Annotated in this window: 14 protein-coding genes; 9 read left to right on the plus strand and 5 right to left on the minus strand. The window is 68.6% G+C overall.

The window, feature by feature from the left end:
• Positions 1 to 56: 56 nt before the first annotated feature.
• Genes gcvPA through Hhyl6_RS14975 form a run of 3 tightly spaced genes read left to right on the plus strand, consistent with a single transcriptional unit; the run spans position 57 to position 7,091 of the window.
• Complete coding sequence (gene gcvPA / locus Hhyl6_RS14965) at positions 57 to 1,400, plus strand: aminomethyl-transferring glycine dehydrogenase subunit GcvPA (RefSeq protein ID WP_483740054.1); 1,344 nt, start codon at positions 57 to 59, stop codon at positions 1,398 to 1,400.
• Positions 1,397 to 2,821 (plus strand): aminomethyl-transferring glycine dehydrogenase subunit GcvPB, encoded by a 1,425-nt coding sequence (gcvPB, locus tag Hhyl6_RS14970; protein ID WP_483740055.1) that lies wholly within the window; start codon positions 1,397 to 1,399, stop codon positions 2,819 to 2,821. Before gcvPA ends, gcvPB begins: the two co-directional genes overlap by 4 nt.
• Before the next feature lie 55 nt (positions 2,822 to 2,876).
• Complete coding sequence (locus Hhyl6_RS14975; protein ID WP_483740056.1) at positions 2,877 to 7,091, plus strand: PAS domain S-box protein; 4,215 nt, start codon at positions 2,877 to 2,879, stop codon at positions 7,089 to 7,091.
• Here the strand turns inward: Hhyl6_RS14975 and Hhyl6_RS14980 are convergent.
• From Hhyl6_RS14980 to Hhyl6_RS14990, 3 genes are all read right to left on the minus strand, one after another.
• Positions 7,088 to 7,456: a response regulator gene (locus tag Hhyl6_RS14980; RefSeq protein WP_483740057.1), complete on the minus strand. Its 369-nt coding sequence runs from the start codon at positions 7,454 to 7,456 to the stop codon at positions 7,088 to 7,090. The genes Hhyl6_RS14975 and Hhyl6_RS14980 overlap by 4 nt on opposite strands.
• Before the next feature lie 38 nt (positions 7,457 to 7,494).
• Positions 7,495 to 7,701 (minus strand): DUF7511 domain-containing protein, encoded by a 207-nt coding sequence (locus Hhyl6_RS14985; protein ID WP_483740058.1) that lies wholly within the window; start codon positions 7,699 to 7,701, stop codon positions 7,495 to 7,497.
• Between the two features lie 73 nt (positions 7,702 to 7,774).
• Positions 7,775 to 7,945 (minus strand): DUF7838 family putative zinc beta-ribbon protein, encoded by a 171-nt coding sequence (locus Hhyl6_RS14990; protein ID WP_254279003.1) that lies wholly within the window; start codon positions 7,943 to 7,945, stop codon positions 7,775 to 7,777.
• Positions 7,946 to 8,059: 114 nt separating this feature from the next.
• Between Hhyl6_RS14990 and msrA the strand changes: the two genes are divergently transcribed.
• From msrA to Hhyl6_RS15020, 6 genes are all read left to right on the plus strand, one after another.
• A complete protein-coding gene (gene msrA, locus Hhyl6_RS14995; RefSeq protein ID WP_483740059.1) occupies positions 8,060 to 8,728 on the plus strand; it encodes a peptide-methionine (S)-S-oxide reductase MsrA in 669 nt (222 codons plus the stop codon).
• Positions 8,729 to 8,809: 81 nt separating this feature from the next.
• Positions 8,810 to 9,346 carry a cob(I)yrinic acid a,c-diamide adenosyltransferase gene (locus Hhyl6_RS15000; RefSeq protein WP_483740060.1) on the plus strand — a complete coding sequence of 179 codons (537 nt, stop codon included), beginning with the start codon at positions 8,810 to 8,812 and terminating at the stop codon, positions 9,344 to 9,346.
• 47 nt (positions 9,347 to 9,393) lie between these two features.
• Positions 9,394 to 10,248: a M14 family metallopeptidase gene (locus Hhyl6_RS15005; RefSeq protein ID WP_483740061.1), complete on the plus strand. Its 855-nt coding sequence runs from the start codon at positions 9,394 to 9,396 to the stop codon at positions 10,246 to 10,248.
• A gap of 88 nt (positions 10,249 to 10,336) precedes the next feature.
• Positions 10,337 to 10,516 (plus strand): HVO_2922 family protein, encoded by a 180-nt coding sequence (locus Hhyl6_RS15010; RefSeq protein ID WP_483740062.1) that lies wholly within the window; start codon positions 10,337 to 10,339, stop codon positions 10,514 to 10,516.
• Positions 10,517 to 10,568: 52 nt separating this feature from the next.
• A complete protein-coding gene (gene mvaD / locus Hhyl6_RS15015) occupies positions 10,569 to 11,540 on the plus strand; it encodes a phosphomevalonate decarboxylase MvaD (RefSeq protein ID WP_483740063.1) in 972 nt (323 codons plus the stop codon).
• Between the two features lie 59 nt (positions 11,541 to 11,599).
• Positions 11,600 to 12,796: an NAD(P)/FAD-dependent oxidoreductase gene (locus Hhyl6_RS15020; RefSeq protein WP_483740064.1), complete on the plus strand. Its 1,197-nt coding sequence runs from the start codon at positions 11,600 to 11,602 to the stop codon at positions 12,794 to 12,796.
• Between the two features lie 29 nt (positions 12,797 to 12,825).
• On the opposite strand, the gene Hhyl6_RS15025 is transcribed toward Hhyl6_RS15020, so the two are convergent.
• Both Hhyl6_RS15025 and Hhyl6_RS15030 read right to left on the minus strand, forming a co-directional pair.
• Positions 12,826 to 13,797, minus strand: a complete 972-nt coding sequence (locus Hhyl6_RS15025) for a chemotaxis protein CheW (protein WP_483740065.1) — start codon at positions 13,795 to 13,797, stop codon at positions 12,826 to 12,828.
• Positions 13,794 to 14,687 carry a ParA family protein gene (locus Hhyl6_RS15030; RefSeq protein WP_483740066.1) on the minus strand — a complete coding sequence of 298 codons (894 nt, stop codon included), beginning with the start codon at positions 14,685 to 14,687 and terminating at the stop codon, positions 13,794 to 13,796. The genes Hhyl6_RS15025 and Hhyl6_RS15030 overlap by 4 nt, the downstream gene beginning before the upstream one ends.
• Positions 14,688 to 14,809: the final 122 nt, after the last annotated feature.

Below are 14,809 nucleotides of genomic sequence, written 5' to 3' on the forward strand. Positions count from 1 at the left end.
AGTCGGTCGTTACCATCTGCCATCATGTCCACCCGTGCGGATGGGCGTTCCTACCTATGAGCGAGAGTGACGCACCCACGACTGACAGTCCGTACGCACCGCACACGCCGGCCGAGACGGCGGCGATGCTAGAGGCGTTGGGGGTCGACGACGTCGAGGCGCTGTTCGACGTCCCGGCGTCCGTCGCCTTCGACGGCGAGTTCGGCATCGAGGCCCGGGACGAGCGTGAGACACGCCGGGAGGCCGCCCGCCTCCTCCGACGCAACGACGACCTGACCGAGTTCCTCGGCCGGGGGCACTACGAACACTACGTCCCCTCAGTGGTCGACGACCTCTCGAAACGGTCGGAGTTCCTGACCTCCTACACGCAGTACCAACCCGAAATCGCGCAGGGGTTCCTGCAGGCGCTGTTCGAGTACCAGTCGATGCTGGTCGAGTTGACCGGACTGGACGTCGCCAACTGCTCGATGTACGACGACGCGACGGCGCTGGGCGAGGCGGCGACGCTCTCCCAGCGGGTCCGCTCTGTGTCCGGCGACCGGATTCTGGTCCCCGAGCAGTTGCGCGACGGCAAGCGGGCCGTGCTGGAGAACTACGCGGACGGGCCGGACCTGTCGGTGGAGTCGTACCCGATGGACGACGGACAGGCAGACGTCGCCGCCCTCGCTGAACTGGCCGACGAGGACGTGGCGATGGTGTACGCCGAGACGCCGACGGTCCGCGGGGTAATCGAAGAACGTCTCGCCGACGTCGGCGACGTGACCGACGACCACGACGCGCTGTTCTGCGTCGGGACTGACCCGGTGGCGATGGCCCTGCTGGAACGGCCGACCGACGCGGGCGCGGACGTGGTCGTCGGCGACGCCGCCTCGCTGGGCATCGGCACCGCCTACGGCTTCGGTCTCGGGATGTTCGTCACCCGCGAGGAGTACCTGCGGCAGGTCCCCGGCCGTCTCGTCGGGGCCAGCGAGGACGCCGACGGCCGCCGGGCCTACACGCTGACCCTCCAGACCCGCGAACAGCACATCCGCAAGGATCGGGCCACCTCGAACATCTGTACGAATCAGGCGTGGGTTGCGCTCAGAACCGCGATGCACGCGGCGTGGCTGGGGCCGCAAGGGCTCGTCGACCTCGCCGAGGACTGTGTGACTCGCGCCGAGGGTCTCGCGGCCCGTCTCGACGAGGTGGTCGGCGTGCAAGCGCCGGTCCACGACGGCCACCACTTCCGGGAGTTCGTGGCACACACGGACCAACCCGCCCGCGCGGTCGTCGAAGACCTCGCCGGGCGAGGCTACGCCGTCCACGCCGTCGACGAACACTTGATTCAGGTGTGTACGACCGAGGTGACCGCCGACGACGAGGAAGCGTTCGTCGAGGCGATGGCGGAGGTGGCCGGATGAAGTACGACCAGGCCCGTTGGACGGACGACGGCGGCGAGCGGTACGAACCGCTCCTCTCGGAGAAGGCCAACCGCCACGTCGAAGTCGAGGACTCGCCGCTGCCCGACGACCTGACGCGGGACTCGCTGGAACTGCCGGACCCGTCCGAACCGGAACTGGCCCGCCACTACACGCGCCTCTCGCAGATGAACTACGGCGTCGAGAGCGGGCCGTTCCCGCTGGGGTCCTGTACGATGAAGTACAACCCGTCGTTCACCGAGGACGTCTCTCGACGGGCCGACGCCGCCGTCCACCCGGACCGGCCGGACAGCACCGTGCAGGGGACGCTCGCTCTCTGTCACCGCCTGCAGGACTATCTGGGGCGCATCGGCGGGATGGACGCGGTAACCCTCCAGCCACCGGCCGGCGCGGCCGGGGAGTTCACGGGCATCCAGATAGCGAAGGCCTACCACCAGCACAACGACGACGACCGCTCGGAGGTGGTCATCCCCGACTCCGCCCACGGCACGAACTTCGCCACCGCGGCGATGGCCGGCTACGAGGTGGTCGAACTCCCCAGCGCCGACGACGGGCGGGTGGACCTCGAAGCGCTCGAAGCGGCCGTCAGCGAGGAGACGGCGGCCCTGATGCTCACCAACCCGAACACGCTGGGCCTGTTCGAGCGCGACATCGAGGAGATAGCCGACGTCGTCCACGACGCGGGCGGCCTGCTGTACTACGACGGCGCGAACCTCAACGCCCTGCTGGGGCGCGCGCGGCCCGGCGACATGGGGTTCGACGTGATGCACTACAACGTCCACAAGACGTTCGCCACGCCTCACGGCGGCGGCGGGCCGGGGGCCGGTCCGGTCGGTGTGACAGAGGAACTGGCCGACTTCCTCCCCGACCCGCACGTGCGGTCGAGGGACGGCGGCTTCGAGTACTACACGCCCGGCCACTCCATCGGGAGAGTCCACGGCTTCTACGGCAACTGGCCGGTCCTGTTGAAGACGTTCGCCTACGTCACTCGACTCGGCGACGAGGGACTGGCCGACGCCAGCGCGAAGGCCGTGTTGAACGCAAACTACCTCGCCGAGCAGATACCCTACGAGGTGCCCTTCGGGCCGTTCCACCACGAGTTCGTCGCCAGCGCCAGCCCGCAGGACGCCGCCGACGCGGCCAAGCGGATGCTCGACCACGGCGTCCACCCGCCGACGACGAAGTGGCCCGAAATCGTCGACGAGGCGCTGATGACCGAACCGACGGAGAGCGAGAGCAAACGCTCGCTCGACCAACTGGCGGCCGCCTTCGAGGCCGTCCACGGCGAGGACGACGAGACGCTGGCGGCCGCCCCAGAGCGGACGGCCGCGGGGCGCATCGACCAAGTCGAGGCCGCGCGGAACCCGCGCCTCTCGTGGCACGCCCTCGATTCCGAGCGCTGATAATCTGGACCGAGTTTATTAGTCCCCGGCCCTCGGTTCCAGTCGTATCAGAAGTATGTCCGGGCAGTCTGTCGTCCTCCACGTTCGCCCCGCCTCCGAAGTCCACGGTGGCAGTTCGCTGTCACCCGACGGCGGGACCCACCTCTCCGTCACGTCGGCCACGTCCCTCGACGCCGCCCTCGACGCGCTCTCGTCTGCCGACCCCGACTACGTCGTCTGCGACCACGCCCCCGACGCGGGCGTCGACGGCATCGACGTACTGCGGGCCGTCAGAGCCGAGCGTCCCGACATGCCGGTGCTGTTGTGTACCGACGACCCGGACGGCCGCGTGGCCGCCGAAGCGACGCGCCACGGCGTCACCGAGTACGTCCCGCGGAGCGAGACGGACCCGTACGAACGGGTCGCCACGCTCGCTGCCGACGCCGACCAGAGGAGCACCGAGCGCCGTCCCCTCCCCCCGGAACTGACCGAGTCGTACGAGGCCATCGCCGGGAGCATCTCGGACGCCGTCATCACCATCGACGCCGACAGCACCATCGCCTACGCGAACGAACGGGCCGCGACGCTGACTGGCTACGACTGGTCGGACCTCGTCGGCAAGCGCTTTACCGAACTCGTACCGGACTCGTTCACGGAAGCCCACCTCGACGGCGTCGCGGCGTACGTCGAGACCCGGGAACCGACCGTCGACTGGGACTATCTGGAGTTCCCGCTGGTGACCGCCGACGGGGACCGGGTCACCGTGGCCGTCTCGTTCGGCGACTTCGAGCACCGGGGCAAGTGGTACTGTACCGGCGTCGTTCGGGACATCTCGGAGCGCAAGGAGCACGAGCGCCGCTTGGAGGAGACGAACCGCCGTCTTGACCTCGCGCTGGACGGCACCGATACCGGGGTGTACGAGTGGGACCTCGAAACCGGGTCCGTCGTCTGGGACGAGGCGACGGCGGCCCTCTTCGACACCACGCCAGCGGCGTTCGGCGGCACCGTCGAGGAGTTCTACGACTACGTTCACCCCGGGGACCGCGACCGGGTTCGTCGGGCCCTCGAAGAGGCACCGGCGACCGACGAACAGTTCGACGTGGAGTTTCGCGCCCGCGTCGACGGCGAGATGCGCTGGATTCACACGAACGGCGTGTTCGAGGAGCGAGACGGGCAGGCACCCCGTCTGGTGGCCATCGCGACGGACGTCACCGACCAGAAAGAGCGCGAACGCGAACTCGAGCGGAACAACGCCGCCCTTCGCGAACTGACCAGACTGGCGACCCGCGACGACCTCTCGGAGGGAGCGACCATCGCGTCGGTGTTGGAACTCGGCGCGGACCGTCTCGACACGTCGCTCGGCTATCTGAGTCGCATCGAGGACGACGAGTACGAGGTGTTGCAGGTCGTCGGCGACCACGACGTCGTCCAGGCCGGGACGACCACCGCCCTCGCCAACACCTACTGCAAGCGGGTCGTCGAGACGGGCGAGACCCTCGGCGTCCTCGACGCGCCCTCGGAAGGGTGGGCCGACGAACCGGCCTACGAGGCGAGCGGTATCCGCTGTTACTTCGGCGGCGCCATCCACGTCGACGACGACCTGTACGGGACGCTCTGCTTCGCCGACGACGACCCCCGGGACGACCCCTTCACCGAGGCCCAGCAGACGTTCGTGGAACTGCTCGTCGAGTGGGTCAGCCGCGAACTCGAGCGCCGCCACAGAGAGCGTGACCTCGAACGCTACGAGGACATCATCGAGGCGGTGGACGACGGCGTGTACGCCCTCGACGACGAGGGCCACTTCGAGTTCGTCAACAGTGCGATGACCGACCTCACGGGGTACGACGAGGCGACGCTCCTCGACTCCTACACCGCCCGCATCAAGGACGACGAGACGGTCGACAAAGCCGAGTCGGTGGTCCGCGAGATGCTGTTCGAGGACCGCGAGGGCGAGGCGACGTTCGACCTCGAAATCCAGCGGGCCGACGGGACCTCGTTCCCCGCAGAGGACCACATGACGCTCCTGACGGACGACGAGGAGTTCGTCGGCACGGCCGGCGTCATCCGGGACGTCACCGAACGCGCGGAGCGCGAACGCGAACTCCGCGAGGCCCGCGAGCGCATCCAGCAGATTCTCGACCGCATCGGGGCGGCGTTCTTCGCCGTGGACGACGCGTGGGAACTCACCTACTGGAACCCGCGGGCCGAGGAAGTGCTCGGCCGGGACGCCGAGACGGTGATGGGCGAGAACCTCTGGGAGATGTTCCCCGACGCCGTCGGGTCGACGTTCTACGAGGCCTACCACGAGGCGATGGCGACCCAAGAACCGGTCACCTTCGAGGAGCACTACCCGCCCGTCGAGCGGTGGTTCCGCGTCAACGTCTACCCCTCGGAGAACGGCCTGTCGGTGTACTTCCACGACATCACCGACCAGAAGGAACGCGACCGGAAACTCCACGGCCTGTTGGAGACGTCGCGGTCGCTGATGCAGGCCCACACCGCCCCGGAGGTGGCGGAGACGGTGGTGGCGGCCGCCGAGGCCGAACTCGGGTTCGACCTCAACCTCGTCAGACTCCACGACCCCGAGACGGACACGCTGCGCCCCGTCGTCGGGACGGACGACTTGCCCGACCGGCCGGTGTACGACGCCGACGAGGCGTTCCCCGGCGAGGCGTTCCAGCGCGGCGAGACCGTTCGCGTCGAGGACTTCGGGGACGTCGAGGAGTACGACAACCGCCACGCGACGGCGGCCATGTACGTTCCGGTGGGCGACCACGGCGTGTTGAGCGTCGCCGCCGTGACCGCGGACGAACTCGACGAGGCGGACGTCGCCGTCGCCGAAATCCTCGCCTCGAACGCCGCGGCGGCGCTGGACCGCGTCGAACGGGAGGAGGACCTGCTCCGCTACGAGACGGTCGTCGAGAACGTCCGGGACATGGTGTACGTGCTGGACGAGGACGGGACGTTCCAACTGGTCACCGAACCGCTGGCCGAGTGGTTGGGTTTCGACCGCCGAGAGATGGTCGGTGAACATCCCGGAGCGGTCCTCGACGACCGGTCGGTCGCCGCCTTCGAGCAACGCATCCACGACCTGCGAGAAGCGGGCGGCGACGGGTCGATACAACTGGAGACGTCGCTGGTCACCGCCGGGGGGAGCGAGCGGCCCGCCGAAATCGAGGTATCACTCATCGACGAAGAGGTGTTCCGCGGGACGGTCGGTGTGGTCCGCGACCTGACCGAACTCAAGCGGACCCGCGAGGAGTTGCGGGACGAGCGCGACCGCTTCTCGTACCTGTTCAACAACCTGCCAGACGCCGTCGTCGAGACGGAGTACACGGACGACCGGCGGACGGTCCGCTCGGTGAACCCCGCGTTCACCGACGTATTCGGCGTCGACCACGCGAACGTCCTCGACGAGGAACTCACCGACCTCATCGTCCCGCCCGACGACGCGGCCCGGGAGGAAGCCGACCGACTGCTCGAAGTGAGTGCCGGCGGGAAGACGGTCAAGTCCGAGATACGCCGCCGGACCGACGAGGGGTTCCGCGACTTCCTCTATCGGGGCATCCCGTACCGGCGCGACGACGGGCGGATGTGGGGTTTCGGCATCTACACCGACATCACCGAGCAGAAGGAACGCGAGCGGCGCCTGGAGGTACTCAATCGGGTCCTCCGGCACAACCTCCGAAACGACCTGACCGTGGTGATGGGGCTCGCGGACGAACTCGCGGACCGACTCGACGACGAGACGCTCCTCTCGCTGGTCGAGCGCCTCCAACGGAAGGCCGCGGACGTGGCCGCTGTCAGCGACCGGGCGCGGGAGATAGAGCGTGCCGTCCGGCGGGACGACGCCGGGACGAAACCCGTAGACGTCCCGAGGGCCGTGGCGTCGCTCGTCGACACCTACGACGACGAGTACGACGTGACCGTCCGGACGGACGCGCCGTCGGTCGAGGCGCGGGCCGCGGACGGGCGGTTCACGCGCGTCGTCGACGAGTTACTGGAGAACAGCATCGAGTACGCCGGCCCGGACCCGACTGTCACCGTGGACGTCACCGTCGACGGCGAACAGGTGGCCATCACCGTCGCGGACGACGGTCCCGGCATCCCCGACCACGAACTGGACGTGCTGACCGGCGACGAACCGATTACGCAGTTGAGTCACGGCAGCGGCCTCGGACTGTGGCTCGTCGTCTGGGTGACCGAGTCCTACGGCGGACGGGTCGCCTTCGAGGAGACGGACGAGGGCGGCGCGTCGGTGACGCTCACCGTGCCGCGGACGGACCGCTAGACGGCGTCGCGGATGCGGTCGGCGAGGACGCTGTACTGTTCGGTTCCGGTCCCCTTCTGGACGAAGGCTGTCACGCCGGCCTCGGCGGCCGCCGGTTGGACGTCCTCCGGTTCCCGCGCGCTGAACAGGAGGAAGGGGAGCGACTCGTCGTGGTCACGAATCGCGGCACACAGTTCGAGTCCGTCGAGTCGCGGCATCTTGTAGTCGCTGACCACAGCGTCGTAGTCGCCGCTCAGTGCCATCTCCAACGCGGCTTCGGGGTCGGCCTCGCTCGTCACCGAGAGGTCGTCCTCCTGCCCGAGGAACGTCGCGACGATTTCGAGGACGTCCCGGTCTTCGTCGACCAGTAACACCTCAACACTCATTTATCGGGGCTCCGCGCCGTAGCGGTAAAAACCCCCTGTCACCGCATCTCGTCGAGTTGCACGAACGCCGCGTGGTCCGCGGAGAGCCACGTCGACATCCGGGCGACCCCGGACAGACCGGGTGGATAGACGGTGCAGCGGTCGGGGCCGTCGGTGTACTGGACGACGGTGAGGGCCAGTTCTACGCCGGGTCGGTCGGGACCACGCCGAGCGTCGGGGGCCACCCAGTCCGGGTCGAGGCTCATTGCGTCTACGTGACAGATTCCCCACCACGGATAAAACGCCTGCTAAGAACTCTCTATACGGCTATAGAGCGGTCTATGCCGTCTGGCCGGTGTCGACTTCGCCGTCGATGCGGACGAACCCGTAGTCACACTCGGGGCAGTGCCACTTGACCTTCGTCCCGAGGTGCATCGTCGTGCTGGCGACCTTCCAGAAGTTGCGGTACTCTTCGCACTCCGGGCAGTAGTGCTCCAGTTCGAGGCTCATACACCACGGTTCTGGACGGGTCCAATTGAAGGTCCCGGTTTCTGCCGGTTCAGCGCCGCGTCGCCCCGGGTCGGGGACCCGAATAGGCAAACCGTTCGCGCCCCACAGGACGGTATGGCATCTTCGGACCGAGAGCCGACCCGACTCGACGCCCTCCGCGTAGACGCCGAGGCTCGCCCGCCAGCGGAGACGGCGACGGCGACGTTCGGGATGGGCTGTTTCTGGGGACCTGACGCACGCTTCGGCGCCACGCCCGGCGTCGTGCGGACGCGGGTCGGTTACGCGGGCGGGACCGACCCGAACCCGAGTTACTACGCGCTCGGCGACCACACGGAGGTCGTACAAATCGAGTACGACCCCGACGAACTCGCCTACGAGGACCTGCTGGACGTGTTCTGGGCGAACCACGGCCCGTTCACGTCGGCGCACAAGCGGCAGTACCGGGGGGTCGTCCTCGCACACGACGAGGCCCAGCGTACGGCGGCGGCCGACTCGAAAGCCGCGCTGGAAGAGCGCACGGGCAAGACGGTCGCGACGCCCGTCGAGACGCTGGACCGGTTCTACTTCGCAGAGGCGTACCACCAGAAGTACGAACTCCGCTCGACGCCGGTCGTCGGCGACGAACTCGAGGGACTCTACGGCCCGTCGGTGGTCGACTCGACGGTCGCCGCCCGCCTCAACGGGTTCGTCGCCGGCCACGGCGACGCGGACCAGCGGCGGGAACTGCTCGGCGAGTTGGACCTCTCGCCGGCCGCCCTCTCGGAAGTCCGGCGACGGCTCTGAGCGCCGGCGTACCGCCCGCGACCGCTCGCGCCCCAAAGGGTTCGCCCTCGGCTATAAGAGCGTGGCAGACCGATTTCGGGTATGACCATCTACACCGGCCGCGGCGACCAAGGCCAGACCGACCTGCGGACGATGGAACGGGTCTCGAAGGACTCCCGTCGCATCGAAGCCTACGGCACCGTGGACGAGGTGAACGCCCTCGTGGGCGTCGTCCGCCCGACGGGGTACGACGACTTGGACGACCACCTCCGCGAGGTGCAGAACCACCTCCACATCGTGCAGGCGGACTTCGCGAACCCGCAACCCGACGAGGACGACCCGCAGATAACCGAGACCCACGTCGACGAGATAGAGGCGGTCATCGACGAGGCCAACGAGGAACTGGACCCCTTGGAGTCGTTCATCCTCCCCTCGGGGTCCGAACCGGGGGCGAAACTCCACCACGCCCGGGCCGTCTGCCGGCGGGCGGAACGCCGGGCCGTCTCGCTGGCCGCCGAGGAGGCCGGCGTCAACGAGACGGCCATCGTCTACCTGAACCGCCTCTCGGACGCCCTGTTCACGCTCGCCCGACTGGTGAACAAGCGCGAGGGCGTCCGCGAGGAGAGCCCCGACTACTGAGCGAGTGCCCCACGTTTTTCGGCGTCCAGCCCGGTAGGTCAGCGTAGATGTCCCAGACAGACTCCCCCGAAGTGACGGTGCGCGGCCCGGACGGCGACCCGGCGGTGACGGTCATCGCGGGAGTGCACGGCGACGAACCCAGCGGCGTGCGAGCCGTCCAGCGGGTCCTCGACGCCGACCACGAGTTCGAGCGCCCGGTGCAGTTCGTCTACGCGAACCCCGCCGCGCTGGCGGCCGACCGCCGGTACGTCGACGTCGACATGAACCGGGCCTTCCCCGGCGACGCGGAGAGCGACGAACTGGAGGAGCGCCTCGCGGCCGAACTGCTCGACGTCGTCGGCGAGACGCCCACGCTCTCGTTGCACGCGACGCACTCCCAGCCGGAACCGATGGCGCTGGTCTCCCGGGAGTACCCGACGGCGCTCGAAACGGCCGCGGCCCTCCCCACGCCGTCAGTCGTCGACACGAGTCAGACCGTCGACGGGACGCTGAACCGATGTGCGCCGGTCGTCACTGTCGAGTCCGGCCGACAGCGGACCGAGGACGCGACGGACACGGCCACGATGGTCATCGAGACGTTCCTTCGCCTCCACGACGCGCTCCCTGGCACCGTCGCAACCGGCGACCCGAGGTTCTACGAACTCGACGACGTCGTCGAGAAACCCGAGGACGCTCCGCCGGGGACCGCCTCCAGCGAACTGTACGACCTCGAGGCCGAGAACTTCGAACTGGTCTCCGAGGGAGCGGTCTGGGCGACGATAGAGGGTGAGGAGGTGACCGCCGACGAACCGTTCGTCCCAATCCTGATGTCCGAGTGTGGCTATCAGGACATCTTCGGCTACAAGGGCGTCCCCGTCGGCGAATCGCTCGCTGACGCACGCGAGTACTGGGGGATGGACTGACCCTCTCAGAGTCGACGGCGCCCGCAGTGTCCGTCGTCTCGGATGGCCCACACTTTCTTGGCCGTCGGTTACGTGTTCGGTGGTAGCCATGACCGCGACCTTCGAACTGTACACCGACTCGGCCGGCGACTGGCGGTGGCGACTGCGCCACGCGAACGGGAACATCATCGCCGACAGCGGCGAGGGGTACGCCAGCAAGGCGAAGGCGAAGCAGGGCATCGAGAGCGTGAAGTCGAACGCGCCGGACGCCGACGTCGAAGAGCAGTGACCCGCCGTCGCCGGTTCGCAATAGCAAAGTGACCGGCCCGGAAGGGTGAGGTATGAAAGCGACCGCGAAGGCCCACCCCATCCAGGGTTTGGTCAAGTACCACGGGATGCGCGACGAGGAACTCCGCCTCCCGTACCACGACAGCATCTCGGTCTGTACGGCACCGAGTCATTCGAAGACGACCGCCGAGTTCGACCCGGCCCGCGAGACGGACACCTACGTCATCGACGGCGAGGAAGTCGAGGGCCGCGGTGCCGAACGCATCGACGCCGTCGTCGACCACGTCCGCGAGTTGGCGGGCATCGACCACGGCGTCCGCTTCGAGTCGACGAACAACTTCCCGACCAACATCGGCTTCGGGTCCTCCTCGTCCGGGTTCGCGGCCGCGGCGATGGCGCTCGTCGAGGCCGTCGGACTGGACATGACCCGGCCGGAAATCTCGACGGTCGCCCGCCGCGGCTCCTCGTCGGCCGCCCGCGCTGTCACCGGGGCGTTCTCGCACCTGCGGACCGGCATGAACGACAAGGACTGTCGCAGCGAGCGCATCGAGACGGACCTCGAAGACGACCTGCGAATCGTCGCCGGGATGGTCCCCGCCTACAAGGAGACGGAGGCCGCCCACGAGGAGGCCGCCGACAGCCACATGTTCGAGGCCCGGATGGCCCACATCCACGGCCAGATTTCCGACGTGCGCGACGCCCTCTACGACGCCGACTTCGACCGCGCGTTCGAACTCGCCGAACACGACTCGCTCTCGCTGGCGGCGACGACGATGACCGGCCCGGCGGGGTGGGTGTACTGGCAACCGCGCACCATCGAGATTTTCAACGCGGTGCGGGAACTGCGCGACGAGGGCGTACCGGTGTACTTCTCCGTCGACACCGGAGCCAGCGTCTACGTCAACACCACCGAACAGTACGTCGACCGGGTGGAGGAGACGGTGGCGGACTGCGGCGTCGACACCCGCGTCTGGGAGGTCGGCGGCCCCGCCCGCGTCCTCGACGAGGACGCCGCGCTGTTCTGAGAGACTTCTGACCGCCGGGCTGGAACAGGATTATCCCGTTCGGGTCCCAACCTGTTCGCATGCGCGTCGCCGTTCTCGGTGCCGGATACGCCGGCCTGACACTCGCACGGTCGCTCGAACGGACACTGCCCGAGGCCGTGGACCTCGTCGTCGTCGACGAGCGACGGGACCACCTCGTTCAGCACGAACTCCACCGCGTGGTCCGGCGGCCGTCGCTCGCCGACGACATCACGGTCGAACTGACCGAGGTGCTGGACTGCGAGGTCCGGCAGGCCGAAGTGACCGGCGTGGACGCCGACGCCGGGCGCGCGACCCTCCGGACGGCCGACGACGAGGAGACGCTTCACTACGACGTGGGTGCGGTGTGTCTCGGCGCCGAGACGGCCTACTACGACCTCGGCGGCGTCCGCGAACACGCCACGCCGCTGAAGCGCCTCGACCACGCCCGCGAGATACGCGCCGACTTCCTCGAACTCGGCGACGGCGACCGGGTGGTCGTCGGCGGTGCCGGCCTCTCCGGCGTCCAGGTGGCGGGCGAACTCGCGGCGCTTGCAGAGGAGGAGGACGTCGACGTGGAGGTGGTCCTCCTCGAACAGGAGGCCCACGTCGCACCCACGTTCCCACCGGACTTTCAGCGTGCGGTCCACGAGTCACTCGTCGACGCCGGCGTCACCGTCCGCACCGGCACCGGCGTCTCGGGGGCCGACGCCGACGCTGTCGAACTCGAATCCGGCGACCGACTCTCGTACGACCAGTTCCTCTGGACCGGCGGGATTCAGGGGCCGGTGGCGCTCCGCGACGAGCGACCGGTCGTCCGCGCGGACCTCAGACTCGGCGAGGCGACGTTCGCGGTGGGCGACGTCGCCCGCGTGGTGGACAGCGACGGCGAGGCGGTCCCCGCCAGTGCGTCCGCGGCCGTCCGGGAGGCCCGCGTCGCCGCCGACAACGTCGCGGCGCTGGTCGACCACCGACTCGACGGCGACGGCGGGTTCGAACCCCGACTCGCCCGCTACCAGTTCGACGTGCCCGGGTGGCTGGTCTCGGTCGGCGACGACGCCGTGGCGAAGGTCGGACCGACCGTCGTGACCGGTCGTGCGGCGCTCGCGCTGAAGACGACGGTCGGCGCGGGCTACCTCGGGAGCGTGGGCGCGGTCCGGAACGCGACGGACCTCGTCCGGGAGGAGTTACACCTCGGCGTCGACGCCGAGGACGTCGAGGAGACGGTCCCCGACGTGGTGGACGTCTCGGAAGAGTAAGGCCGTTCAGGGCCGTCGCGTCGCCGTTTTCACTCGTCGCCGGTCGTCGCCGAGTCGAGGGCGTCGTCCGGTTCGACCCAGATGACGAACTGGTCGTGGTCCTCCCTGTCGACGACGCCGCGGACGTACTCGGCGTCGACGGGGGGGTCGTTGACCTCCGACTCGGCGACGGGAACGACCTGTCGGACCTCGTCGACGACCCACCCGACCGCGCCCTGTTCCTCGAACACCTCGGGGTCGAAGACGACGATGAGGTCCTGGGACCCGTCGGCGTCGATGTCCATCATCTCCTTCGGTTCGAGGATGGTCGTAATCTGGCCCCGCAGGTCGACGACGCCCTCGACGTAGTCGGGGGTGTTCGGGACCCGCGTGACCGTGTCGCGCTTGACGATTTCCTCGACGTACTCGATGTTCAGACAGTAGTACTCCTCGCCGAGGGCGAACTCGAGGACGCGGACGAGTTCCTCCTTCTGCGTGGACCCGTCCTCGATGGCGGCGCGAGCGCCGCCCTCGGTACGGCCGGCCTCGCTCGCCGCCATGGCCTCCTCCAAGAGTTGCTGGTCGGGGAGTTCCACCCCGGTCGGGCCCTGCATCGGCGCGGCCGTGGCGGACACGTCGCCGGTCTGGGTCGGTGCGTCGGCCTCTCCGGTATCGCCGGCTACCTGCGCGGCGGCGGCCGCCGCACGCTGTGCCGCCGCCGTCGCGTCCGTCTCGGCCGGGTCGTCGCCCGACTCCTCGGGAGACGCCGTCGCCTCGCTCTCCGAGTCCTCGGTCTGGTCGTCCTCGGCGGGTGCTGGCTCCGACGGACTCTCGTCGGCCTGTGCCTCGGGTTCACCGGACTCCACCGGCGAGGTGTCGGCGTCCTCCACCTCCTCGGTCGAGTCCGTCGTCTCGGCTTGGTCGTCGGCCGAGTCCGCCGCCCTGGCGTCCTCGCCGTCCCTGTTCCCCGCGCGCATCCTGCTGATGCGCTCCGCTCTGTCCATACGGTCGTCGTCACTCATGCTGTCACCTCTGTGTAGCCGAACTCCCTGTCGAAGGCCGCGGCGATGTCGCTGAAGACGTCGGCCATGTCACAGCGCTCCTCGGTGGCGAAAATCGACTTCCCGGCGGTGTACGCCCGCTGGAGGGCCACGCGCTTGCGGACCTCCCAGACGGGGCTGTCGGGGAACGCCGCGTCGAACCACTCCAGCATCATCTCGTCCTCCGACGTGGTCTCGATGCGGTTCGCCACCACGCCGAGCGTTCCCACGGTGGTTCCGGTCTGGCGCTCCATGGCGGCCATCTGGTCCATCAGGAGTTCGATGGCTCGCTCGGAGGTGGCCTCGGCTAACGCCGGGATGAGGATGTGTCCCGCGGCGAACACCCCGGTATCGGTCAGTTTCCCGTAGAACGGCGGCGAGTCGACGATGACGTAGTCGTACCCCGACACCGTCGACAGCGCGCGGTCCAACGTATCCAGCGCGTGGTCGCCGGTCACCGTCTCCGGCGTGACGTTGAGGGCGAACTGCGAGAGGGTCGCCGGGTCGACGTCGTGGTCTTGCGTGCGGACGCGGGCGACGAGGTCCGCGATGGTCAGTTCGTGTTCCGCCTGCAACATGTCGATGCTGGACGGGACCACGTCCATCTCCTCGTGTTCGACGACGAGGTCACCCAGTATCGAGGGGTCGCTCGTCAGGGCGTCGAACAGCGTCGGCGGGTGGGCGTCGTACTCGTCGACGAGGCCCAGTCCCTCCGTGGCGTTCCCCTGCGGGTCCAAGTCAACGAACAGGACGTCTCGGCCCCGGTCGTTCAACGCACCGGCCACGTTGATGGCCACCGTCGTCTTGCCCGTCCCGCCCTTCGCGTTGGTCACGCAGACGCGGGCGGGGTCGGTCGCTGTGTGCCGGTTCATCGGTCCAAGTGGCCGGAACTCGGTGGTGGGTCCCTATAAAAATACGCCCCCGATTATCAACGGCGTAACTCGGAGTCAGCGGCCTATTACGCCCGTACGGGCCGCGAACACCCGTCTGACGG

Source organism: Haloarcula sp. H-hyl6 (assembly GCF_056934455.1).